General features: G+C 70.0%; 15 protein-coding genes and 1 tRNA gene. 4 read left to right on the plus strand and 12 right to left on the minus strand.

All coding sequences use genetic code 11. The annotated features are described in order from the left end of the window. Positions 1–16 precede the first annotated feature (16 nt). Positions 17–787, minus strand: a complete 771-nt coding sequence (locus M3195_RS06470) for a biotin--[acetyl-CoA-carboxylase] ligase (protein WP_251585762.1) — start codon at positions 785–787, stop codon at positions 17–19. 2 nt (positions 788–789) lie between these two features. Beyond that, a complete protein-coding gene (locus tag M3195_RS06475; protein WP_251585764.1) occupies positions 790–2,070 on the minus strand; it encodes a CDP-glycerol glycerophosphotransferase family protein in 1,281 nt (426 codons plus the stop codon). Positions 2,071–2,217: 147 nt separating this feature from the next. On the opposite strand from M3195_RS06475, the gene M3195_RS06480 reads away from it, so the two are divergent. Beyond that, positions 2,218–3,243 (plus strand): glycosyltransferase, encoded by a 1,026-nt coding sequence (locus tag M3195_RS06480; protein WP_251586434.1) that lies wholly within the window; start codon positions 2,218–2,220, stop codon positions 3,241–3,243. A gap of 21 nt (positions 3,244–3,264) precedes the next feature. On the opposite strand, the gene M3195_RS06485 is transcribed toward M3195_RS06480, so the two are convergent. The 3 genes from M3195_RS06485 to M3195_RS06495 are packed head-to-tail and all read right to left on the minus strand — an operon-like array spanning position 3,265 to position 7,642. Next, positions 3,265–4,701: a CDP-glycerol glycerophosphotransferase family protein gene (locus M3195_RS06485; RefSeq protein WP_251585766.1), complete on the minus strand. Its 1,437-nt coding sequence runs from the start codon at positions 4,699–4,701 to the stop codon at positions 3,265–3,267. Continuing rightward, positions 4,698–5,948 carry a CDP-glycerol glycerophosphotransferase family protein gene (locus M3195_RS06490; RefSeq protein WP_251585768.1) on the minus strand — a complete coding sequence of 417 codons (1,251 nt, stop codon included), beginning with the start codon at positions 5,946–5,948 and terminating at the stop codon, positions 4,698–4,700. The genes M3195_RS06485 and M3195_RS06490 overlap by 4 nt, the downstream gene beginning before the upstream one ends. Positions 5,949–6,004: 56 nt before the next feature. Then, positions 6,005–7,642, minus strand: a complete 1,638-nt coding sequence (locus M3195_RS06495) for a S1C family serine protease (RefSeq protein ID WP_251585770.1) — start codon at positions 7,640–7,642, stop codon at positions 6,005–6,007. Between the two features lie 100 nt (positions 7,643–7,742). On the opposite strand from M3195_RS06495, the gene M3195_RS06500 reads away from it, so the two are divergent. Further along, positions 7,743–8,942, plus strand: a complete 1,200-nt coding sequence (locus M3195_RS06500) for an aminotransferase class I/II-fold pyridoxal phosphate-dependent enzyme (protein WP_251585772.1) — start codon at positions 7,743–7,745, stop codon at positions 8,940–8,942. Between the two features lie 25 nt (positions 8,943–8,967). Here the strand turns inward: M3195_RS06500 and M3195_RS06505 are convergent, their stop codons facing one another. Next, the gene (locus M3195_RS06505) at positions 8,968–9,774 is read right to left on the minus strand and encodes a carbon-nitrogen hydrolase family protein (RefSeq protein WP_251585774.1); all 807 of its coding nucleotides are present in this window, start codon (positions 9,772–9,774) and stop codon (positions 8,968–8,970) included. A gap of 81 nt (positions 9,775–9,855) precedes the next feature. Here M3195_RS06505 and M3195_RS06510 point away from each other — a divergent pair. Next, positions 9,856–9,929, plus strand: a tRNA-Met gene (locus tag M3195_RS06510). Positions 9,930–9,998: 69 nt separating this feature from the next. Here the strand turns inward: M3195_RS06510 and M3195_RS06515 are convergent. From M3195_RS06515 to M3195_RS06530, 4 genes are all read right to left on the minus strand, one after another. Then, positions 9,999–11,495, minus strand: coding sequence for a purine-cytosine permease family protein (locus tag M3195_RS06515; protein WP_251585775.1), 1,497 nt, complete (start codon positions 11,493–11,495; stop codon positions 9,999–10,001). 55 nt (positions 11,496–11,550) lie between these two features. Next, positions 11,551–12,375, minus strand: a complete 825-nt coding sequence (locus M3195_RS06520; protein WP_251585777.1) for a nitrilase-related carbon-nitrogen hydrolase — start codon at positions 12,373–12,375, stop codon at positions 11,551–11,553. Between the two features lie 165 nt (positions 12,376–12,540). After that, entirely contained in the window at positions 12,541–15,441 is a 2,901-nt protein-coding gene (locus tag M3195_RS06525; RefSeq protein ID WP_251585779.1) for a UPF0182 family membrane protein, read from the minus strand. Positions 15,442–15,506: 65 nt separating this feature from the next. Next, the gene (locus tag M3195_RS06530; protein ID WP_251585781.1) at positions 15,507–16,583 is read right to left on the minus strand and encodes a YlbL family protein; all 1,077 of its coding nucleotides are present in this window, start codon (positions 16,581–16,583) and stop codon (positions 15,507–15,509) included. Positions 16,584–16,717: 134 nt separating this feature from the next. Between M3195_RS06530 and M3195_RS06535 the strand changes: the two genes are divergently transcribed. Continuing rightward, positions 16,718–18,151 (plus strand): zinc-dependent metalloprotease, encoded by a 1,434-nt coding sequence (locus tag M3195_RS06535; protein ID WP_251585783.1) that lies wholly within the window; start codon positions 16,718–16,720, stop codon positions 18,149–18,151. A gap of 814 nt (positions 18,152–18,965) precedes the next feature. On the opposite strand, the gene M3195_RS06540 is transcribed toward M3195_RS06535, so the two are convergent. After that, positions 18,966–20,687, minus strand: a complete 1,722-nt coding sequence (locus tag M3195_RS06540; protein ID WP_251585785.1) for an ATP-dependent helicase — start codon at positions 20,685–20,687, stop codon at positions 18,966–18,968. Beyond that, positions 20,684–21,580: an NAD(+) diphosphatase gene (nudC, locus tag M3195_RS06545; RefSeq protein WP_251585787.1), complete on the minus strand. Its 897-nt coding sequence runs from the start codon at positions 21,578–21,580 to the stop codon at positions 20,684–20,686. The genes M3195_RS06540 and nudC overlap by 4 nt, the downstream gene beginning before the upstream one ends. Between the last annotated feature and the right edge of the window lie 27 nt (positions 21,581–21,607).

Here is a 21,607-nt window from a genome sequence, read left to right on the forward strand (position 1 = left end):
CCCGTGACTCCGCGTGTCAGGGCTGGGCCGGACGGACGTGCACGACGTCTCCCGCCGACACGGCGTGCGTCTCGTCGCGGACGCGCACGACCAGCCGTCCGTCCTCATCGATCGTCTCGGCCCTGCCCTCGAGGAACCGGTCCCCCGGCAGCGAGACCCGGACGTCGAGACCGATCGTCGCGCATCGGTCGACGACGGCGGCGTGGAGTCCACTCGACGCCGCGTCGCCGGACTCCACGAGCGCATCCATCCGTGCTGACAGCCGCTCGAGGTAGGTCGCGAGAAGACGGTCGACATCGGCGGTCGACCCCAGGGCCGCGAAGGACGTCGCCGTGGGCACCGGCAGCTCCGCCTCCGTCATCGCGGTGTTCACGCCGCTTCCGACGATCACGGCGTCACCGGCCGCCTCGGCGAGGATGCCGCAGATCTTGCGCCCGTCGACGAGCACGTCGTTCGGCCACTTCACCGCGACGGTGCGCTCAGGGAGCTGCGCGGCGACAGCATCCGCCATCGCCGCACCCGCTGCGAGCGGGATCCAGCCGCGCGCGCTCGGGTCGTCGGGGAGGCGACGCAGCACGACCGACGCGGCGAGCGCCGATCCGGCGGGAGCGGACCAGGTGCGGTCGAGCCGGCCGCGTCCGGCGGTCTGGTTCTCGGTGAGGAGCACGGACAGGTGAGGCCAGCCGTCGGCATCCGTCGCGAGTACCCGCAGCGCCGCATTGGTCGACCCGACCTCATCGAGCTCTTCGACGCGAGACGCGATCTCGCGCGTGCGCTGCAGCTCCATGGTCAGATCTCCTCGTCGGCCTCGTCGTCATCATCGTCCTCGTCACCGCGGACGACGCCGATCTCCCGGCCCTGCCACTCGTCCCACTCGGACATGAGCCGTTCGATGGCGGCGTGGAACTTCGCGGTCGCGGCACCGGGGGTCGTGTCTCCGAAGTAGTGCTGCACCCACATGCGCAGGCGAGCGATCGCCGCCTCGTCCGCACGCACCCGCTCGACGTGCCCGAGGATGTCGGCCGCGGAGTCCGCGTCGAGCCACTCGCAGTCGGAGAGGTAGCCGCTCGTGTCGACCTCGGCGCGTTCGTCGGCCGGGCGCGTGATCATCAGAGGCTTCCCGACCGCCAGACGGTCGTAGACCATCGCCGAGATGTCGACCACGGCGACGTCGGCCGCCGCGAGCTGCCACCCGAGCTCCGGACCGTCGTCGTAGACGTGCTGGGCGGCTGGATCGGCACTGTTCGCGGCGGAGATCGCCGCGAGGATCCGACGATGCGCGGCACCGTACTCCGGGTCGACGACGCCGCTCCGCGGGTGCGGACGGTAGATCAGTCGGTGCGTCCCCGACGCCAGCACCGCCGCGGCGAGCGCCTCGCCGTGCGAGGCGATGGAGCCGTAGTGGGCACTCGGGCGGTCGCCCTCCCAGGTCGGGGCGTAGAGCACGACCGTGCGGCCGTCGGCGGCGTACGGCAGGGCTCCTGAGTAGTGATCGGCCTGCGGCCGCCCGATCTCGATGGTCCGGCGGTCGATGTCGTAGTCCCAGAGCGTGCGTGCGAGCCTGTCGCGGGCGGCCTGACCGGCGACCAGAGCGTAGTCGTACGCCTTGTACTGGTTCGTGGTCATGTACATCTTGTCGGACTCACCGTGGTTGATGAACACGTGCCAGCGGCGCCCGTATCGGAACATCTGGAAGTTACGGGTGTTCTGATTCACGTACAGGACGACCCGGATGTCCTGCGTCGAGACGAAGCGCTCGAGATCCCGCACGGTCGGCACGAAGGCCACGGGCGGGGCATCCTCGTCCAGCAGCTTGTCGGCGCCGGTCGCAGCCCGGGAGAGCACGACGACGGGCCAGCGCTTCGAGAGCTCGAGGAGCGGACGGTACCACTGGCGCATCTGGTACATGTTCACGTCGCCGTCCGCGAAGTAGACGGCCACCCGGTAATGGCCGGCCGGATGCGGGTCGCGCTCCGCGAGCCGGCGACGCACCCTCTGCACGGCCTTTCGAGAGGCGAGCGCGCGCTTCAGCAGTCGGTAGGCCTTCTTCGCGTCGGAGAGTGCACCCATCCCTCCAGGATACCGAGTGACGTTCGGCGACCCCGACCTGCCGTGGCGCCGACGGCGACGCATCAGGGAAGGGTCGAGCGCTCGTGCCATGATCGTGGTGTGCCACACAGAGACGACGACGCCACGGAGGCAGGGGTGTCGTTCGTCATGCCCGTGCTGAACGAACGCGAATACCTCGAGCACGCGGTCGGCTCGGTGCTCTCACAGGAGCTGTCGGTGCCGGCCGAGCTGGTGCTCGCACTGGGCCCGTCCAGCGATGGCACGACCGAGCTGGCAGAGCGTCTCGCCGCCGCCGACGACCGCATCCGCCTCGTCGACAACCCCGAGGCGCACATCCCCGTCGGCCTCAACGCGGCGATCCGCGCCAGCCGCTACGACACCATCATCCGGGTCGACGCCCACTCCGAGCTGTCGCCGGGATACGCTGCGCGCGCCCTCGCGACCTTGGAGCGCACGGGCGCCGCCAACGTCGGCGGCGTCATGCACGCCGACGGCCGCACACCGTTCCAGAAGGCCGTCGCTCGGCTGTACAACTCCCCCGTCGGCCTCGGCGGCGGTGCCTATCACGGCGGGACGCGGGAAGGCGAGGCCGAGTCCGCGTACCTCGGCGTCATGCGTCGCGGCGTCGTCGAAGAGGTCGGCTTCTTCGACGAGTCGATCCGCCGCGGGGAGGACTGGGAGCTCAATCTCCGCATCCGCCAGGCCGGACACCTCGTGTGGTTCGATCCCGAACTGTCGGTGACCTACTGGCCGCGCGAGAGTTGGATCCGCCTGGCACGGCAGTTCCGTGCGACAGGGGCATGGCGCGGTGAGCTCGTCCGACGGTTCGGACGGCGCAACGGCATCCGTTTCTTCGCTCCGCCCGCACTCGTGGCCATCGTCGCCGCGGCACTCGTCCTCGCCGTGCTGCAGGTGACGGGCGTCGTCGGCCAGGCACTCTCCTGGGTGCTCTCCGCTCTGCTGTACCTCCCGTTGCTCGTCTACGTGCTGCTCGTGCTGGCCGTGGCCGCACTCCCGGGCGGCGGAGGGCCGCGTCAGCGGATGTGGACGGCGATCGTGATGCCGACCATGCACCTCTCCTGGGGAATCGGCTTCCTGGGCGGAGTGCTGCGCGGTGCGCGCGACACCGTGGACGCGTCCAGATTGGGCACTCGGAACACGCCTCTCCCCTGACGGACGCGTCCGCTCCTGGGGTCAGCGGGTGACGAAGCCCTGATCGAGGATGCGGGCGACGACCCGCTCGGCGGCATGACCGTCGTCACGGGTGTTGAACTGGGCGCGCCACGCCGCGTAACGCGACGCGTAGGCGGCTTCGACTCCGTCGTCGGCGAGCGCCGCGACGAGCTCTTCCTGTGTGCGCACCAGCGGGCCCGGCGCGCGTGCTTCGAGGTCGAAGTAGAAGCCGCGCAGCTGACCGCGGTAGTGGTCGAGGTCGGGCACGAGGAAGAACATCGGCTTGCCCGTGACGCTGTAGTCGAACATCACCGAGGAGTAGTCGGTGATGAGCGCGTCGGCGGCGAGGAGCAGCTGCGAGGTCTCGGGGTAGCCGGTGACGTCGATCACGCGGGCTCCGTCGCGGTCGCGATCCGTATCGATCGTGCGGGAATGACCGCGGACGAGCACGACAGAGTCGGTCTGCTGCGCGAGCAGCTCGGGATCGACAAAGTCCACCATCTCCGCGCGGTCGTCGCGCCACGTGGGGGCGTAGAGCAGCACGCGCTCCTGCTCGCCGATACCGAGCGCAGCACGGATGGTCGCTGCATCTCCTGTGACGAGCGCATCGTTGCGCGGATACCCCTCGACCCAGATCGGACGACCGAAGAACGCGTACGCCTTCCGCAGGACGCGCTCGGCGTAGGTGTTCTGAGCGAGCAGCACGTCCCAGCGGCGCGACTCCTTGACGACAGCCGCCATGCGCCGCGGGTCGAACCCCGGCCGATGCAGCGCGAGCCGCTTGAGGGGCGTGCCGTGCCAGGTCTGCAGCACCCGCTGCCCCGGTTTGCGCGCGAACCGGCGCCGCAGCCAGTCGTTGACGACGAGCAGCCTCGCCGCGGCCCGGGCGCGCCACCACTCCGGGCTGCCCTCGACGACGGCGATCGCCCCCTCGGGCACCGCGACGGAGAGATCGACGACGCTCCAGTACCGCGTCACGGATGGCGCCTGCGCGGCGAGCGCACGATCGATCGCCCGTGGGTTGCATCCGACGCTCCGGCCGTAGAAGCTCTCGAAGAACACCGCGTTCTCGGTCGCTCCGGAGTGCGTGACGTAGCGTCCCTCGAGCGTGGACTGCCCCTCGGCGGTCTCGTAGACGGGGTCGATGGGCGCGGCCACCCGGGCGACCGACTTCTCCACCGCGATGCGGAGGCCGGGCAGGACAGAGGGTGCCACGGCGAGATCGTCGAGGTCGACGCCGGCGATGCGGATGCGGTACTCACCGGACGGGAGCGGCAGCTCGGCCCCGCCCCAGCGGGAGGCGCGGAGCGGGAAGGTCGCCTTCCACGTCTTGCCGCCTCCGGTGACACGGCCGTCGACGCGCGCGCGGGGTCCGACGAGAGTCGCCTCGGCCGGACGCTCCCCGGTCCCCTCGACCACGAGGGTCTGCGCCGCCTCGTCGATCTGGGCGGTGGTCATGCTGCTCCCTTCGGCGCGGGGACTCCCCGCGCACGGATCCTGTCGTACACCCGTCGGGTGTTGCCCCCGTCGCGGAAGGCGTGCATCTCCGCGCTGAGCGTAGCGGAACGCTCCGACCTCGCCCGGAACGCGCTCTCGTCGTCGAGAAGCGTCGTCAGGTGTGCGATCACATCGTCCCAGTTCCGAGCCGCATCGTCACCGGCGACCTCTTCGAAACGGCCGTAGAAGCCTCGCGTCGCGGCGTACTCCTCGGCATCCGGCGCCAGGTAGACCACCGGCATCCCGAGCAGTCCGACGTCGTACGCGAGGGACGAGTAATCGGTGATGAGCACATCGACGGCGGGCAAGGCGGGGGTCACATCGGCGAGGACGCTCGCGCCCAGCATCCGCACCCGATCGGTCGGGGTCGGCGGGCTGTAGTGCCCCTCTCCCAGCGGGTGGGACCGCACGAGGAGCACGGCATCGCGCTCCTCGAGGGCGCGGACGATGCGAATCCACTGGTCGGTGCTCGGCACCGCAGGGTCGGGAGCACCGTCGCGCCAGGTCGGCGCGTACAGCACGGTCCGGGCGCCGGACAGCTCGCCGACCGTGCTCTGCAGGAGAGCGATCGCCGTCGCACGCCGCTCGGCGGGCTCCCCCGCCGACAGCACGTCGACGCGCGGCTCGCCCGAGACGACGACCCGATCGCCGGGGAGGCCGAAGGCCGACTCGAGCCGGCCGCGCGACCGATGCGACGCGGCCGGGAGGACCCGGATGCGCTGCGCGGCGCGTCTGTAGAGGAATGCCACCAGCGCGCGCAGCAGCGGCGCCCCGGGGACCGGGGGAACCTGCGTCGTCGCCGGAGAGTCGAGCCCGATGCGCTTGAGCGGGATGCCGTGCCACAGCTGCACGACGAAGGCGCCGGAGTTGGCATAGCGGTTCACGTCGCCGAGTCCATGGGTGACCACGACGACTCCGGCTCGTGCGGTGGCCCACCACCCGCGGAGGCCCGATTTCGGGATCGTGCGGATGCCGAGCGCTACGGCGTCGCGCTGCTCCCGCTCAGAAGCGGTCAACCACAGCGTGTCGTGCCCCTGCGCGGCCGCGAACCGCTGCAGTGCGAGCGCGCCGTCGCCGATGCCGGCTCCGCAGCCGAACACCCAGCGCCTACCCCGCGGTACGAGGAGGGTGCCGATGCGCCCCACGAGGTAGAGGGGGATCCGGAGCAGCTTGGCCGCATTGCCGGATCCGAACGAGAAGGACGCCACCCCGCGAGCCTATCGCGGGGTGGCGTCCTGTCTGCGAGCGAAGGAGCGTCGCCGGGTCAGCCGGCGAGTTCGCCGAGCGTCACGTCGATCTCGTACTCCTTGCCGCCGCGGATGTACGTGACCTTGGCATCGCTGCCCGCGGCCGCGGCCCGCACCTGCGCGGTGAGGTCGTTCGCGCTCGTGATCGGAACCCCGTTGAACGCGGTGACGATGTCGTCGGCTTTGAGGCCCGCGGCAGCAGCAGCTCCCCCGCCCGTCACATCGGCGATGTAGGCACCGGAGACCGAGGCGTTCTCGGCACTCGCGGCGTCACGGACCGAGGCGCCGAGAAGGCCGTGCGTCGCGGCGCCGTCGGCGATGATCTCCTCCGAGACGCGCTGGGCGATGTTCGAGGGGATCGCGAAGCCGATGCCGATCGACCCGGACTCCTCCGAGCTGCCCGAACCTGCGATCGCGACATTGATGCCGATCAGCTCGCCCTTGCTGTTGACGAGGGCTCCGCCGGAGTTGCCGTGGTTGATCGCGGCATCCGTCTGGATCACGGCGATGGAGATGCTCTCCGAGCTCTGCTGCGAGCCGTTGCCGGGGAGGTCGAACTGGAACGGCCCCTGACCGTCACCTTCCTCGGGCGACTGCTGCTCCTGCGGGGCATCCTCCGAAGACGAGTCGGGAAGGGCCGACGACTGGATCTGGATGCTGCGGTTGAGTGCGCTGACGATTCCGGTCGTGACCGAGTTCGACAGGCCCAGCGGAGCGCCCAGCGCCACGGCGGTGTCGCCGACGTTGAGCTTCGACGAGTCGGCGAAGTCGATCGGCGTGAGATCCTCGGCGTCGGTCAGCTTGATGACAGCGAGGTCGTAGATGGGGTCGGTGCCGACCACAGTCGCCGAGAAGATGCGTCCGTCGGACGTGGTGACGCGGATCGTCGGGTCGGCCACGGCTCCCCCGAGGGTCACGACGTGCGTATTGGTGAGCACGTAGCCGTCTTTGCTGATGATCACGCCCGAGCCGCTGCCCGCCTCGTTCGCACCGGCGACCTCGATGGTGACGACCGACGGCAGTGCGGCCGTGGCGACCGCGGTGGTCTCGTTCACGGACCCCGGGTTGTTGACCGTGACGGTGTCGGGCCCCTGGGCGACGCCCGTGGTGTTCTCGTTCGAGATTCCGGTGAGGATCGCACCGCCGCCGAATCCGGCGACACCGCCGACGAGGGCCGCGGCGACGACGACAGCGGCGAACTTGACGCCCGCACGGGGCTTCTCCTTCGTCTTGACGGCTGCGCCCGCGGAGCCCGGAACGGGCTCAGCGGTGTGGATGCCGAACGCCGCGCCCGGGGCGGTCGCGGTCGCCTGGTGGGTCGGGCCCTGGTGAGACGGCCCCTGCGGGGTCGGCGCGCCGTAGGGTGCCTGCGGCACGGTCGGCGCCTGGCCGAGATGCGCAGCCGGGGCCTCGAACGTCGGAGCCGCGGGCTGCGACGAGGTGAACGTCGAGGGGATCTCGTGGCCGCGACCGGGAGCGGCCGGGACGTCGGAGGCCGCAATGCCGGAGGCGGGGGCGGCGGAGGCCGTCTCCGCGGTGGGGGCCTCGATCACGGCATCCGTCGTCGAACGGTCGACGTCGGACGCTGCCGGGGCGGACGGCACGGCGTCGTGCGACGCGGGTGCCGGCTGGTCGGGGGTGGTGTCTTCGTTCATGGTGTGTGCTCCTTCAACAACGCCCCTTCAGAGTGCGCCTCGTATCTGTGCGTTTCGTATGTCGAGGATGAGTTTCCGCTATGGCCTTAGCCTGGTGTTCATGAGTGTCATCCCCGGCGCATGGCGGCGCACGGCAGCGGGAGCCGGACTGCTCGCACCAGACGGTTCCGTCGCACCTACGATCTTCGCAGAGATGTCGGCAGCAGCGGCTCGAACCGGCGCGATAAATCTCGGTCAGGGCTTCCCCGATGAAGACGGTCCGGGCGAGGTCCTCGAGGCGGCCAGAGCCGCGATCTCCCGCGGTGAGAACCAGTACCCGCCCGGTCGCGGCATCCCGGATCTACTCACCGCCATAAGCGAGCACCAGCGGCGGTTCTACGGGCTCGAGGTGGACCCTCAGCGCGAGGTCATCGTGACGGCCGGGGCGACCGAGGCCCTCACGGCGACCTTGCTCGCGCTGATCGACGGCCCTGACGACGAAGTCGTGGTGTTCGAGCCGTACTACGACTCGTACGCGGCCGCCGTCGCTCTGGCGGGCGCGCAGCTGCGAACCATCCCCCTCCGTGCGCCGGACTTCCAGCCGGACCTGGAGCAGCTGGCCCACGTCGTGACCGACCGGGCCCGTGTCATCCTCGTCAACGATCCGCACAATCCCACCGGAGCGGTTTTCGACCGCCGCATCCTGGAGGAGATCGTGCGCCTCGCCGAACTGCACGACGCCGTCATCGTGACGGACGAGGTGTACGAGCACCTGACCTTCCACGCCCCGCACACGCCGATCGCCACACTCCCCGGGGCGGCGGAGCGCACTCTCACGATCTCCTCAGCGGGCAAGACGTTCTCGGCGACGGGCTGGAAGATCGGCTGGGTGCACGGGCCGGCCGAGCTCATCACCGCCGTCCTGACCGTGAAGCAGTACCTGACGTACGTCAACGGCTCACCCTTCCAGCCGGCGGTCGCCGTGGGGCTTCGTCTCGACGACGAGTTCTTCACGGGTGCGGCGCGCACCCTCTCCCACAAGCACGAGATTCTCGGCGCCGGACTCCGCGCAGCCGGCTTCACGGTGCATCCGCCGCAGGGCGGCTACTTCACAGTGGCGGACGCGTCGGAGCTCGGCGGAGCGGATGCCGCGGCTTTCTGCCGCTCGCTGCCGGAGCGCGCCGGCGTCGTCGCGATCCCGCTCACGGCGTTCGTCTCCCCGCAGCATCGCGACGACTATGCGGGACTGGTGCGCTTCGCGGCGTGCAAGCGCGTCGAGGTCCTGGAAGAGGCCGCAGCAAGACTCGCCGGCGGCTTCTGACCGCTCTCGTCGGCGGGTGTCCGATTCAGGCGGGCACCACGCGGTAGCGCCGCACGCGCAGCGACGGGTTCGTGGCGCGGACGCGCTCGATCGACGCCGCCTCGACCGTGGCCACCGCGATGCCCTCGGACGTGCCGGCCCCGGCGAGCACGACACCCTGCGGGTCGACGATCTGCGAGTGCCCCACTCCGATCGGCGTCGGGTGGTCGGCGGAGATCACGTATGCCGTGTTCTCGATGGCGCGAGCGGCCAGCAGCGTCGTCCAGTGATGCTCCTTGAGTGGACCGCGCACCCATTCCGCCGGGACGACGAGGGCATCGGCACCGTCGTCGACCAGCGTGCGCGCGACCTCGGGGAATCGCAGGTCGTAGCAGGTCATCAGCCCGAAGCGGATACCGGCGACCTCGAAGGTCGCGGCAGCGTCGAGGTCGCCGGCCTCCACCCAGTCCGACTCCGTCTGCCCGAAGGCGTCATACAGGTGCTGCTTGCGGTAGGTGGCGAGGATGCCGTCGCCTCGGACGGCGACGACCGTATTGCGTACTCGCCCGGCGTCGGAGGCCTGCTCCACGAGCCCGGCGACGATGACCACGCCGTGGTCGGATGCCGCGGCGCGCAGCGACGACACGAACTCGCCGTCCAGCGTCTCGGCGTTCCCCGCGAGCGACTCGTCCATCGGGTCGACGAAGTAGCTCGAGTACTCGGGGAAGACGACGAGTCGGGCACCCCTGGCCGCCGCCTGTGCGGTCAGCTCCGCGACGCGCTCGCGATTCCGCTCACGGGAGTCGGTGGGAGCGAGCTGGCAGACGGCGACGGGCACGGCAGCGGAGGTCATGCGCCCATCCTCCCGCACACGCCCGGGAGTCCGCCCCCGATTCGCGCACCCTCGGTATCCGTGGTAAGTTACTTCTTGTGCCGCGGGGTGGAGCAGTTCGGTAGCTCGCCGGGCTCATAACCCGGAGGTCGCAGGTTCAAATCCTGTCCCCGCAACAAATGGAAGGCCCTCTGACCCGGAGAAATCTCGGTCAGAGGGCCTTTCGCTTTCCCTGGCCGGGCGTGTCAGTCGCGACCCGCGCCGAAGCTCACGGAGCGGATGCCGGCGGCCTCCGCCTCCTCACGGGCGAGCTGCCTCTCGGCGTCCAGGTCGAGACCGCGCGCGAGGACGACGTAGGCGATCGCCGAGGCGACGAGGCCGACGAACAGGGCGATGTCGATGCCGCCGATGGCCGTCGCCACCGGACCGGTGAACCAGGTCGTGACGACGAACGGGATCATCGCAACGATGCCGATGACGTACGCGGTGATGCCGCGCCATCCCCATGCGCCGTAGAGGCCGTGCGGACGGAACATCTCCGCGACCGCGTAGCGCCCGCGACGCACCAGGTAGTAGTCGACGAGGTTCACCGAGGTCCACGGCACCAGCACGTACAGCAGCACCACGAGGAAGCTGCCGAAGGAGTCGAGGAACTCCCCCGTCGAGAACGCCGCACCCAGGAGACCGCCGAGCCCCACGAGCGAGCACGCGACTATGCGGGTCATCCGCGTCGGACGCACGGGACGGAACGAATCGGCGACCGTGATCAGCTCGATGCTCGCGGCGTAGATGTTGATCGTGATGACCGTGATGAGCGCGGGAAGCGCCGACCACATCAGCACCGGTCCGAGCCCCGGAAGGATCGCGTCAGCGGCGGCGCCGATCGCCTCGACCGGGTCGGCCTCGGTGAACAGCGACGCCACGAACGCGCCGAGGATCATGAGCCAGCCGGCCCCGACGATCACGCCGGAAGCGGTGTGGAAGAGAGCCTTGCTCGGGCTCGTCTGCGGAGGCAGGTAGCGCGAGTAGTCGGAGACGTATGGCGCCCAGCCGAGCGCGTAGGCCGCAGCGGCAGCGAACTGCACGAGGAACGCCGGCCAGTTCATCTCCGCGAACGAGAAGTCCGCGGCCGGCAGGGGCAGCACGAAGATCGCGACCACGGTGAACACGCCGAACGTGGCGAGGAACAGCCAGGTGAGCCACTTCTGCACGCGGTGGATCCAGTGGTAGCCGACGATGGCGAGAGTCAGCGCGAGAGCCGTGATGAGCACGTACCACCACGCACCCGCATCCACGCCGGTCGTGGTCGTCAGCACCTGACCGGCGAGCAGCTGGTTGAAGATGTTGAATCCGACGATGCTCGCGACGACGACAAGGCACACGATCGCGACCCCGCGGTAGCCGAACTGGGCGCGTGACTGGATCATCTGCGGGAGCCCCAGCTGCGGACCCTGCGCGGAGTGGAAGGCCGTGAAGACCGTGCCGACGCAGACGCCCAGCACGATGGCGACGACCGAGACGAGGAAGTTCGCTCCCATCGCGACGCCCACCATCCCCGTCGCCAGGGTCGTGAGGTTCGCGTTCGACATGAACCACAGCGAGAACAGACTCGACGGGGTGCCGGTGCGCTCGGTCAGCGGGACCCAGTCGATGGACTTCACCTCGATGCCGCTGGTCGAGGGCAACGCGACCTCGGTCTGCGCGACGCCGGGCTCGGGGAGACCGCTGCTCTGGTGTGACATGGGTGGGTTCCTTCTCGGGTGAGGAATCGATGGATGCCGGCGCGAGGCCTGCGGGTCAGGACGAGTGCGCGCGGTAGATGTCGGGCCGACGGTCGGCGAACAGGTCGTTGTGCGGGCCCAGCCCCTTGTCGCCGGTCGTGATCTGCAGGATCGCGGTCGCCGCGCCGTCGCTGTCCTCCGCGACGACCCAGCCCTCCCCGTCGATCACGGCCGTCCCGCCGGTCCACTCCACCCCGCGTTCGACGCCGTGCCGGTCTGCGATCACCGTGGGCAGCCGCGACGACCGCGCCGCGCCCATGGCCTGGATCGTCTCGGGCGGCCGCTCCCCCTCGGGGCGCGGTACCAGCGGCCAGTTCACCGGAAGCGCGAGCAGGTCAGCACCGGAGAGCGCGAGGGCGCGCGGCACCTCGGGGAACTCGTTGTCGTAGCAGATCGCGACACCGAGCAGCCCGACGGACGTATCGACGACCATCCCGGCATCCGTTCCGGGGGTGAAGACGAGCTTCTCCTCTCCCCAGAGGTGCGACTTGCGGTAGACCGCGAGCACTCCGTCGCGCGTCAGCACCGCGGCGGAGTTGTAGAGGTGGTCACCGTCGAGCTCCGCGAACCCGATCACTGCCACCGTCTGCGAGCCGAGCCGCTCGGCGAGTCGGCTCAGTCGGTCATCGTCCCGAGGCATCGCGAGGCGCATCGCCTCGTCACGGTCGGTGAAGACGTAACCGCTGGTAGCGAGCTCCGGCGCGACGACGAGGCGCGGCGCATCGTCGTGGAACCCGGAGAGCGCGTCGGCGAGGCGGCGCAGATTCGCATCCACATCGCCGACCTCGATCATCGGGCTCAGAGCGATCGCCTCGATGGTGCGCGCGGAGGAGAGCGTCATGTCAGCAACAGTAGGACGCGACGTGGCATCGTCCCATCCCACCGATCCTGTGGCCCCCATCGGGTTCGCCGATGGAGGCAGTCGGCGCGGATGCACGAAGCCGCGCGTCCCGCTGCCGCCGGATCGAATCCGTCAGCTGCGGGGCGCGCGGCTCGGTGCGAGGAGCTACTCCCCCGATGCGCCTTCCAGCTCGAGGAGCGTGTTGACGGCGTCCGTCAGCCGCTTGTCGGCCTCGGCGAACTTCGTGAGGTCACCCGACTTCAGCGCCGCGTCGCGGTCGAGCAGTGCCTGCTGCGCGTCCGCCAGCGCGTCGGCCTCGGCATCGGTGGGCGTCGTCGGCTCGGTCGTCGGCACTTCACCGGCGTCCGGATCGGGCTGAGTCGGTTCCACCTGGTCATCGCCGCCGGTGGCCCCGGAGTCACCGCCGAACAGGGCGTCGAGCGCCGCCGTCAGCGTGTCCTCGAACGCGACCTTGTCACCGAAGGCCACCAGGACCTTCTGCAGGCGCGGCAGCTTCGTACCCTCGGACGACTGCACGTAGACGGGTTGCACGTAGAGCAGACCGCCACCCACGGGAAGCGTGAGCAGGTTGCCGTAGATCACCTGCGACTCGCCCTGCTGCAGCAGGTTCAGCTGCGGCACCACGGAGGTGTCGGAGTTGTACGTGTTCTGCACCTGACCGGGACCGGGCACCGTGGTGTCGGTGTCGATCTCCAGCATCCGCAGCTGACCGTAGCCCTCTGCCTTCTTGCCTGCTTCCGATCCCGCGTCGGAGTCGACGGCGAGGTAGCCCATCAGCACATCTCGGTTGCCGCCGCTGCCGGAGGCGCTCGGGATGAACGTCGAGAACATCGAGAACCGCGGCGAGTCCTGGCCGGGCATCTGCATCGTCAGGTAGTACGGCGGCTGGAGCACCGAGTCGCTGCGCGGGTCGTTCGGCGTCTGCCACCGGTTGTCCTGCTGCGCGAACGAGCCGGCGGTGTCGATGTGGTAGATGCCGAGGATGTCGCGCTGGACCTTGAACAGGTCGGTCGGGTACCGAACGTGGCTCATGAGGTCGCCCGACATCTCGCTGACCGGCTTGAGCGTCGACGGGTAGATCTTCTGCCACGTCTGCAGCACCGGGTCCTGGTCGTCCCAGGCGTACAGCGTGACGGATCCGTCGTACGCGTCGACCGTCGCCTTGACCGAGTTGCGGATGTAGTTGATCTCGTCGATCGCGAGGGACGGCGACGGGAGGTTCGAGTCGGCGATCGCCTCGGACAGGCTCACGTTCGTCGAATACGGGTACGACGAGCTCGTGGTGTACCCGTCGATGATCCAGACGATACGACCGTCGACGACGCTCGGGTACGGGTCGCTGTCGAGCTCGAGGTACGGCGCGACCTTCTGCACTCGGGTCTTCGGATCGCGGTCGTAGAGGATCTGCGAGTCCTCGTTCACGAGGTTCGAGAACAGGATCTGCTCGGACTGGAACTTCAGCGCGTACAGGAGCTTCGTGAACGTGTTGCCGATCTTCGGTCCGCCGTCGCCCTCGAACGTCGTCTTCGTCTCGCTCGACCCGTCCTTCCCGCGCGGGTAGTCGATCTCGACCGGATCGGACCCGTCCGGCGCTCCGACGATCGAGTACTCCGGGGAGTTCTCTCCGAAGTAGACGCGCGGCTCGAAGTTCTCCTGGTCTGTCAGGAAGCCGGACGAGGGGATGCCGCGCTCGAGGAAGACGGGCTCGCCGTCGCTCGTGCGCTGGTTGCCCGCCGCCGCCACGAGGCCGTAGCCGTGCGTGTAGACCGCGGCGCGGTTGTTCCAGTTCGTGACATCGACGCCTTCCATGTCGAGGTCGCGCACCGACACCACCGTGTCCTGCATCTGCCCGTCGATCTCGTACCGGTCGACGTCCATGTTCTCCTGGAACTGGTAATAGCCGCGGTACTGCTCGAGCTGGCGGACGGTCGGGCTGATCACGGCCGGGTCGACGATGCGGATGGACGCCGTCGTCTCCGCGTCGGCCCGGAGCTGCCCGGCCTCGGCGTCGGTCTCGGCCTCGAACGGCGTGGTCTCGAGGTCGGCGACGCCGTACGCCTCCTTGGTGCCGTCGATGTTCCGCTGGTAGAACTCGGCCTGGTAGGCGTTCTGGTTCGGGCGCACCTGGAAGGTCGTGACCGCCCACGGGTAGCCGACGCCGACGACGAGCGAGGCGATGATCAGGAGCGCCGTCGCCGCGAGCGGGAACCGCCAGCGGCCGATCACGGCGGTGACGAAGAACAGCACGGCCACGATCGCGGCGATGATCGCGAGGATGGCGAGGCCGGGGATGGTCGCGTTGACGCCGGTGTACGCGGGGCCGACGATGCGATCGTCGGGGCTCACGAGCGTCTTGTACCGGTCCAGCCAGAGGCTGGCCGCCTGCACGAGGAGGTAGAGACCGGCAGTCACGGCGAGCTGGATGCGCGCGGCCTTCGAGATGCGCAGCTCACCCTGGCCGATGCGCACCGAGCCGTAGAGGTACGACACGAGCGCCGTGACGATGAGCGTCAGCAGCAGCACGGCGGAGATGAATGCGAGCAGGATCGAGTAGAACGGCATCGCGAACATATAGAAGCCGGTGTCGACCCCGAACTGCGGGTCGGTGGTGTCGGTCGCCACGCCGTTCGCCCAGAGCCAGACGGTCTTCCACTGGCTGGCAGCCGAGAATCCGGCGAAGAGGCCGAAGAAGATCGGCATGCCCCACATCGCCAGGCGGCGGAGCGGTTCGATGACCTCCTGGTAGCGGTCGAGCTGCGAGCTCAGCCGCACGTACACCGGTCGCAGCCGGTAGGCGAGCTGGATCGCGACGAACAGGGGCACCGCCATGCCAAGGAACCCGACGACGAACATGGTCACCGTCGCGATCCACTGCGTCGTGAGCACGTTCGTGAAGCCCAGCTGGTCGAACCAGAGGTACTCGGTGAAGAGCGACGAGAAGACGAAGAAGACGGCGATCAGCGCGGCGATGATCGCCAACGAGATGCCGAAGATTCTTCGCGAGGTTCGAGGAGTGGCCGGGTTCGGTGCGGAAGTCGAGGTCACCCTTCCATCCTAGGCACGCCTTACTGTGGTGCGGCTGTCGTTCCTGTCACGGGGAGGTCACGGCGTCACTTCGCGGCGACGGTGTCGCAGGTCGGCAGCGAGCCGACCTCGCCGCCGTTCGCGATCACCTCGAGCGCGGCGAGCGATTCGTCGAGCGTGGAGGTGCTCAGCACAGTGAGGCCGTCGGGAATATGCCCCGTCACCTCGTCGCAGTTCGACTCCGGCGCCAGGAAGTAGTCGGCGCCCGCATCCCGCGCTCCGTACAGCTTCTGACGGATGCCGCCGATCGGCCCGACCGTGCCGTCGGCTTCGATCGTGCCGGTGCCGGCCACGTTCTTCCCGCCGTTGAGCTCGCCGGGGGTCAGGGTGTCGATGATTCCGAGCGCGAACATCATGCCGGCGCTCGGACCGCCCACGTTGTCGAGCTGGATCGTCACGTCGACCTCGAAGTCGTAGTCGGTGCGCAGGGTGACGCCGATGAGCCAGGTCGTGACGTCCCCCTCGACCTGCTTCTCGGGGGTGACCTCGACGGTCTGCTCCTCACCGCCGCGCAGCACCGTCAACTGCACGGGGTCGCCCGCTGCATCCTGGATCGCCTGGCGCAGCAGCTTCGCCGAGGCGACGGGAGTGCCGTCGACGGCGGTGATCACGTCATCGGGCTCCAGGAGCCCGGCGGCGGGGGCGTCGTCGAGCACCTCGACCACGGCGACGGCGGCACCCGTGTCGTACCCGAGCTCGTTGAGAGCAGCCGCCGTGGCCTCGTGCTGCGAGTCGACCATCAGGGTCGCGTTGCGCTCGTCACGCTGCTCGCTGGTCTGCCCCTCGGGGAAGACCGACTCGATCGGGACGACGGCGCGTGACGGGTCGGTCCACGCCAGCGCGAGCTCGAACCAGCTGGGCGTGCGCTCCCGGTTGCCGACGACCTGCACGGTCGTGAGGTCGAGTGTGCCCGCGGTCTCGAACGTCTCCGCACCCTCGACCTTGATGAGGGGAACCTGCTCGTCGTCGGCACCGGCGGCCGTGCCGAGGGTGTCGTACACCGGTCCTGGTCGCTGGATCACGTAGGGCGTGGGAAGGAAGGTGAGTACGACGAGCGCGACCAACGCGACGATCAGAGCCCACACTCCCAGTCCGAGCTTCATAGACCGGGTTCGATCCACAGGTTCCTCCGTCGTTCGCGGGCGGCGTACAGCGATCTGCCCATGCCCGGGTCTCGCGGCCGATCCTGTGACTAGCGTAGATGCCACGGCTTCAGACGTGCTGAGAGGCGATCGCGATGGCAGACAACGACCCGACCCCCGAGGACTTCCAGGAGTTCCTCCGACGAATGATGTCCGGCCAGGGAGGCGGAGACATCGACCCCGAGGCGCTGCGCAACGCGTTCTCGGGTATGGACGGGCTACAGCTCGATCCGGCCATGATGCAGACGATCATGGCGCAACTGCAGGGCGCCTTCGGCGGCGACGCCTGGGAGAACGCGCTGCGGCAGGCACTGCACATCGCGAATCGCGACGGTCTCGGGATCTCCGAGGGGTCGCGCACCTCTCTCGCCGACTCGTTCGCTCTGGCCGACCTGTGGCTCGGTGAGGCGACCACCATCTCCGAGCTCGCCGAGGCGCCTAAGGCCATGACCCGCGGCGAATGGGTCGAGGCGACGCTTCCGGTGTGGAAGGAGATCGCCGACCCGGTGTCGACGAGCATCGCCGACGCGCTCACTGCGGCGCTCGACAGCCAGGTCCCCGACGACATGCGGGGCGTGGTGCAGGGCGCGGGCAAGCTGATGCGCGGACTCGGCGGATCGGTGTTCGCGGCCCAGTTCGGCCAAGTGCTGGGCAACCTGTCGCTCGAAGTCGTGTCGGGCGGCGACGTCGGCATCCCGGTGCTGCCGGCCGGCACCGCTGCCGTGATCCCGCAGAACCTCGCGGGCTTCGGTGAGGGTCTGGAGATCCCCGAGGATCAGATCGCGCTGTACATCGCGACCCGTGAGCTCGCCTATGCGCGTCTCTACCGGCACGCGAAGTGGCTGCACCTGCACGTCATGGCGCAGATCACCGACTTCGCCCGCGGCGTGACGGTCGACGTGGACGCGCTCGAGGACGTCGCCAGCCGGCTCGACCCCTCCGACCCCGAGGAACTGCGCGCGGCGATCGAGGGCGGCGCACTGCTGCCCACGCAGACCGATGCCCAGCGCGAGGCCCTCGCCCGGCTCGAGAACCTCGTCGCGACGATCGACGGGTGGGTCGACGTCGTCACAGCGCAGGCGACCGCGCGTCTTCCGGACGGCGCACGCATCGCAGAGGCCGCGCGCCGACGACGCGCCGTCGGCGGGCCCGCGGAGGACGCCCTCGGCGCGCTCGTGGGCCTGAAGCTGCGTCCGCGTCGCCTGCGGGAGGCGTCGGCGATGTGGCAGGCGGTGACGGATGCCGTGGGCGCCGCCGGACGCGACGCGCTGTGGGACTACCCCGACCTCATGCCGACCTCGGAGGACATCGACGATCCCACGGCGCTCGTCACCCGGCTCCAGGCGACCGCGCGCGGCGAGCAGCCGGAGACCGACGAGTTCGACGAGGCACTGGCGCGGCTGCTCGACGGCGACGACTTCGGCGGTGGCGACGAGCAGAGCGCCGATCCCGGCGACTCCTCCCCCGACTCGTCTGATGCACGCGATGAGTCGGGCGACGACTCGCCCGGGGGTGACCGACCTGTCTGACCGGACCGCGTGATCTTCGCGAGGCGCCTCTCCTGCACGAGAAGGCGCCTCGCGGAGTTCTCCACCGATACGGCGGTCGTGGTGCCGCGGCATCCGATCTCTCCGCAGAATCGAGGGATGCCGCTCAGCACTCCGACGATCACCCGCCTCGACCCCGCCGTCCCGCTCCTCTGGCGCGACGGCGACACGCTGCAGGTCGGGGTCGAGGGGACCCTGCGCATCCCCGCCTCCGCGCCGTGGGTCGAGCACGTGCTCGCTCGCATGGCCGCCGGCTTCCGCCGCTCCTCGTTCGACGTGATCGCGCATTCGCTCGGAGCGCCGCGCGCGGAAGCCAGGGCCCTGTACGCCCGACTCGAACCGCTGCTGGTCGACGAGGTCGCCGTACATCGCGCCGCCTGGGTCGAGAGCAACGACGTGCGCGACGCGCGGTGCGAGTACCGCCTGCGCGAGGCGCTGCTCGACGAGGGGGTGCCGGCCGGCGATCCGCGTTCATCGGCGGACGTCGCGGTCGTGCTGGTCGAGGGTGCGGCCGCCGCTCTGCAGTTCCGGCGCTACCTGCGCGACGACGTGCCGCATCTGCCGGTGGCGCTCGAGCGCGGAAAGACCACCGTGGGGCCGCTCGTGGTGCCCGGAAGCTCTCCGTGCCTCGCGTGCCGGGACTCCCACGAGCGCGATCGCGATCCCGCCTGGCCGCGGCTGCACACGCAGCTGATCGGCCGCGCCTCGGGGCCGATCAGTGCCCTCCGCGTCGCGGATGCGGCCACCGCGGTCGCCGCGATCCTCCGCGCCGGAGCCGACGGAGCCGTCATGGAGCTCAGCGGCGGCGGTCGGCGCGAGCTGCGGCCGGTGAGATTTCACGAAGAATGCCGGTGCCGCGAGCTGTCGTTCCTATCTCGGCCAGGAAGCGCGACGGCGCCCGTTCCCCTCGGCCGGCTGAGCGCGACCACGACACCGACAGCGTACGCGCGGCGCGCGTGACGCCGACGTAGGCGAGTCGTCGTTCCTCGTCGATCGCGTCGAAACCCGTGGCGTACGAGATCGGCAGGGCACCCTCCGCCCAGCCCGCGAGGTGCACGTGCGGCCATTCCAGACCCTTCGCGGCGTGCAGCGTCGACAGCGTCACCGTGCGCATGGTCGGCTCGTGCTGATCCTTCGCCCGTGCCATCAGCGCATCGCTGAAGCTGCGCAGCGTCTCGTCAGGTCCGGCCTCCTCGGCGAGTCGCAGGATCGCGCGCCGCGCCTCCCATCCGTCGCGCTGCGCGCCTCCGGCCGCCGGGGGCTCGTCGCTGAGGCCCAGCTCGCGGAGAACGCGCTGCACCCCGGGGAGAAACCCGTGCTCGGTCGGCGCGACCGCCGCCGCCCGGAGGGCGAGGATGGCCTGGCGGACCTCGGGCATGGCGAAGAAGCGCGTCCCGCCGAGCACCGACGTCGCGATGCCCTCCGCGGCGAGCGCCTGCTGCAGAGAAGCCGACTGCGCGTGCGCGCGGTACAGCACCGCGATGTCGGAGGGCGAGGCGCCCTCCTCGATGCGCGCGGAGACCGCGGCGGCGATGCCCTCCGCCTCCTCGCGCTCGCTGTCGTACGCCGTCACCGTCGGCGCATCCGCGGAGAACGTCTCGCGCGCGGGCATCAGCTCCAGGGCTCCCGGCCGGCCGCGCATGAGGGCGTTCGCCGCCTCGAGTATCGGGGCCTGCGACCGGTAGTTCGTCTCGAGGCGCACGACGGTGGCGCCGGGATGCCGTCGCTCGAACTCGAGCAGGAAGCGCTGCTCGGCTCCCGCGAACGAGTAGATCGTCTGACTCGCGTCACCGACGACGCAGATGTCGCGCCGGTCCCCGAGCCAGAGCTCGAGGAGACGGTTCTGCAGCGGCGAGACGTCCTGGAACTCGTCCACCGTGAAGTGGCGGTACTGCTCGTGCACAGAGGCGGCGACGCGGGGTTCGGCCTCCAGCATCCCGGCGCAGGCGAGCAGCACGTCCTCGAAGTCGAGCTGATGCCGCTCGTCCTTGAGCGCCTCGTAGCGCTGCTGCAGCTCGACGAGCTGCTGCGCGTCGACGCCGCTGGGCGTGCGACCGAGCGAGGCGTGCTTCTCGATCGAGAGCATCGAGACCTTGCGCCATTCGATCTCGGACGCGATGTCGCGCAGCGTCGCCGTACTCGGACGCAGGCGCATCGCGTCGGCGGCCTGCCCCAGCATCCGCACCTTGTTGTCGATGATCGACGGAGCCGGCGATCCGGCGAGGGTCGGCCAGAAGAAGTTCAGCTGAGCGAGCGCCGCGGCGTGGAACGTCCGCGCGGCGACGCCCTCGACTCCGAGCGCTCGCAGGCGTCCGCGCAGCTCTCCCGCCGCCTTCGCCGTGAAGGTCACCGCCATGACGCGCGACGGCGAATAGGCGCCGGTGTCGACGCCGTGCGCGATGCGGTGCGTGATCACCCGCGTCTTGCCGGTACCCGCACCGGCGAGCACGGCGACCGGACCGCGCAGCACGGACGCCGCCTCCCGCTGCCTGTCGTCGAGCGCGTCGAGCGCGCTCACGCGCGCCCCTCGTACCAGGCCGTGATCAGCGCGCGCGCGATCGATGCCGGGCCCGGCAGCCCGACGGGTCCCTCCCCGGCGAGCGCGGTGCCGATCTCGTCGCGCGTGAACCAGCGGACGTCGATGATCTCCTCGCCGTCGGCGCGGACATCGGCCTCGTCGAGCGCGACAGCGCGGAAGCCGAGCATGAGCGACCGAGGGAACGGCCAGGGCTGCGACGACACGTAGTGCAGCGACGCCAGGCGCACCCCCGCCTCCTCGGCAAGCTCCCGGTGCACCGTCGCTTCGAGCGACTCCCCCGCCTCGGTGAAGCCGGCGAAGCACGAGTACATGCGTCCGCCCCAGTTGGCGTTGGCGCCCAAGAGCAGACGCTCGCCGTCGGCGCTCTCGACCGCGACGATCACCGCGGGGTCGGTGCGCGGGAAGTGCTCTCGTCCGCACACGAGGCAGCGCCTCGACCAGCCGGCCTGCCGGAGTTCGGTTCCTCCGCCGCACGTCGGACAGAACGGCGCGTCGCGCAGCCATCCGCCGAGGGCGAGAGCCTCGATGAGCAGCTGGGAGTCCTCGTCGCCGAGGCGGGCCCCGAGATCGCGCAGGCCCAGCCATGTCTCGTCCGGAGCGGTGTCGATCGTGTCGGCCTCGGGGGTCAGGACCGCGAGGAGCACGACCACGTCTTCGGAGTCGCGGCCCAGCAGCGCCCAGGTCGCCTCGCCGACCTCGGAGGGGGAGACGCGCAGCAGCTGCGGCTCGTCGAGATCCGCGTCGGCGATGCGCGCGCGGCCGTCGCGGACGGCGATGACCCTGGTCGTGTCGTCGGCCCGGAGCCGCTCGATCACTCCTGCCTCGGTCCGCAGCTCGGCCGCACGGTCGAAGGTCGCGCGCATCGTGGTCATCGACTCCCTCTCTCACGGGCGTGGCGG

Origin of the sequence: Microbacterium hydrocarbonoxydans (assembly GCF_023715885.1) — a bacterium.
GTDB lineage: Bacteria > Actinomycetota > Actinomycetes > Actinomycetales > Microbacteriaceae > Microbacterium > Microbacterium hydrocarbonoxydans_C.

Bases quoted from the DNA above. Each gene is read 5' to 3' on its own strand.
- M3195_RS06470 (WP_251585762.1), bottom strand. From the start codon at position 787: ATGGAGCTGCAGCGCACGCGCGAGATCGCGTCTCGCGTCGAAGAGCTC.
- M3195_RS06475 (WP_251585764.1), bottom strand. From the start codon at position 2,070: ATGGGTGCACTCTCCGACGCGAAGAAGGCCTACCGACTGCTGAAGCGC.
- M3195_RS06480 (WP_251586434.1), top strand. From the start codon at position 2,218: ATGCCCGTGCTGAACGAACGCGAATACCTCGAGCACGCGGTCGGCTCG.
- M3195_RS06485 (WP_251585766.1), bottom strand. From the start codon at position 4,701: ATGACCACCGCCCAGATCGACGAGGCGGCGCAGACCCTCGTGGTCGAG.
- M3195_RS06495 (WP_251585770.1), bottom strand. From the start codon at position 7,642: ATGAACGAAGACACCACCCCCGACCAGCCGGCACCCGCGTCGCACGAC.
- M3195_RS06500 (WP_251585772.1), top strand. From the start codon at position 7,743: ATGAGTGTCATCCCCGGCGCATGGCGGCGCACGGCAGCGGGAGCCGGA.
- M3195_RS06505 (WP_251585774.1), bottom strand. From the start codon at position 9,774: ATGACCTCCGCTGCCGTGCCCGTCGCCGTCTGCCAGCTCGCTCCCACC.
- M3195_RS06515 (WP_251585775.1), bottom strand. From the start codon at position 11,495: ATGTCACACCAGAGCAGCGGTCTCCCCGAGCCCGGCGTCGCGCAGACC.
- M3195_RS06520 (WP_251585777.1), bottom strand. From the start codon at position 12,375: ATGACGCTCTCCTCCGCGCGCACCATCGAGGCGATCGCTCTGAGCCCG.
- M3195_RS06530 (WP_251585781.1), bottom strand. From the start codon at position 16,583: ATGAAGCTCGGACTGGGAGTGTGGGCTCTGATCGTCGCGTTGGTCGCG.
- M3195_RS06535 (WP_251585783.1), top strand. From the start codon at position 16,718: ATGGCAGACAACGACCCGACCCCCGAGGACTTCCAGGAGTTCCTCCGA.
- nudC (WP_251585787.1), bottom strand. From the start codon at position 21,580: ATGACCACGATGCGCGCGACCTTCGACCGTGCGGCCGAGCTGCGGACC.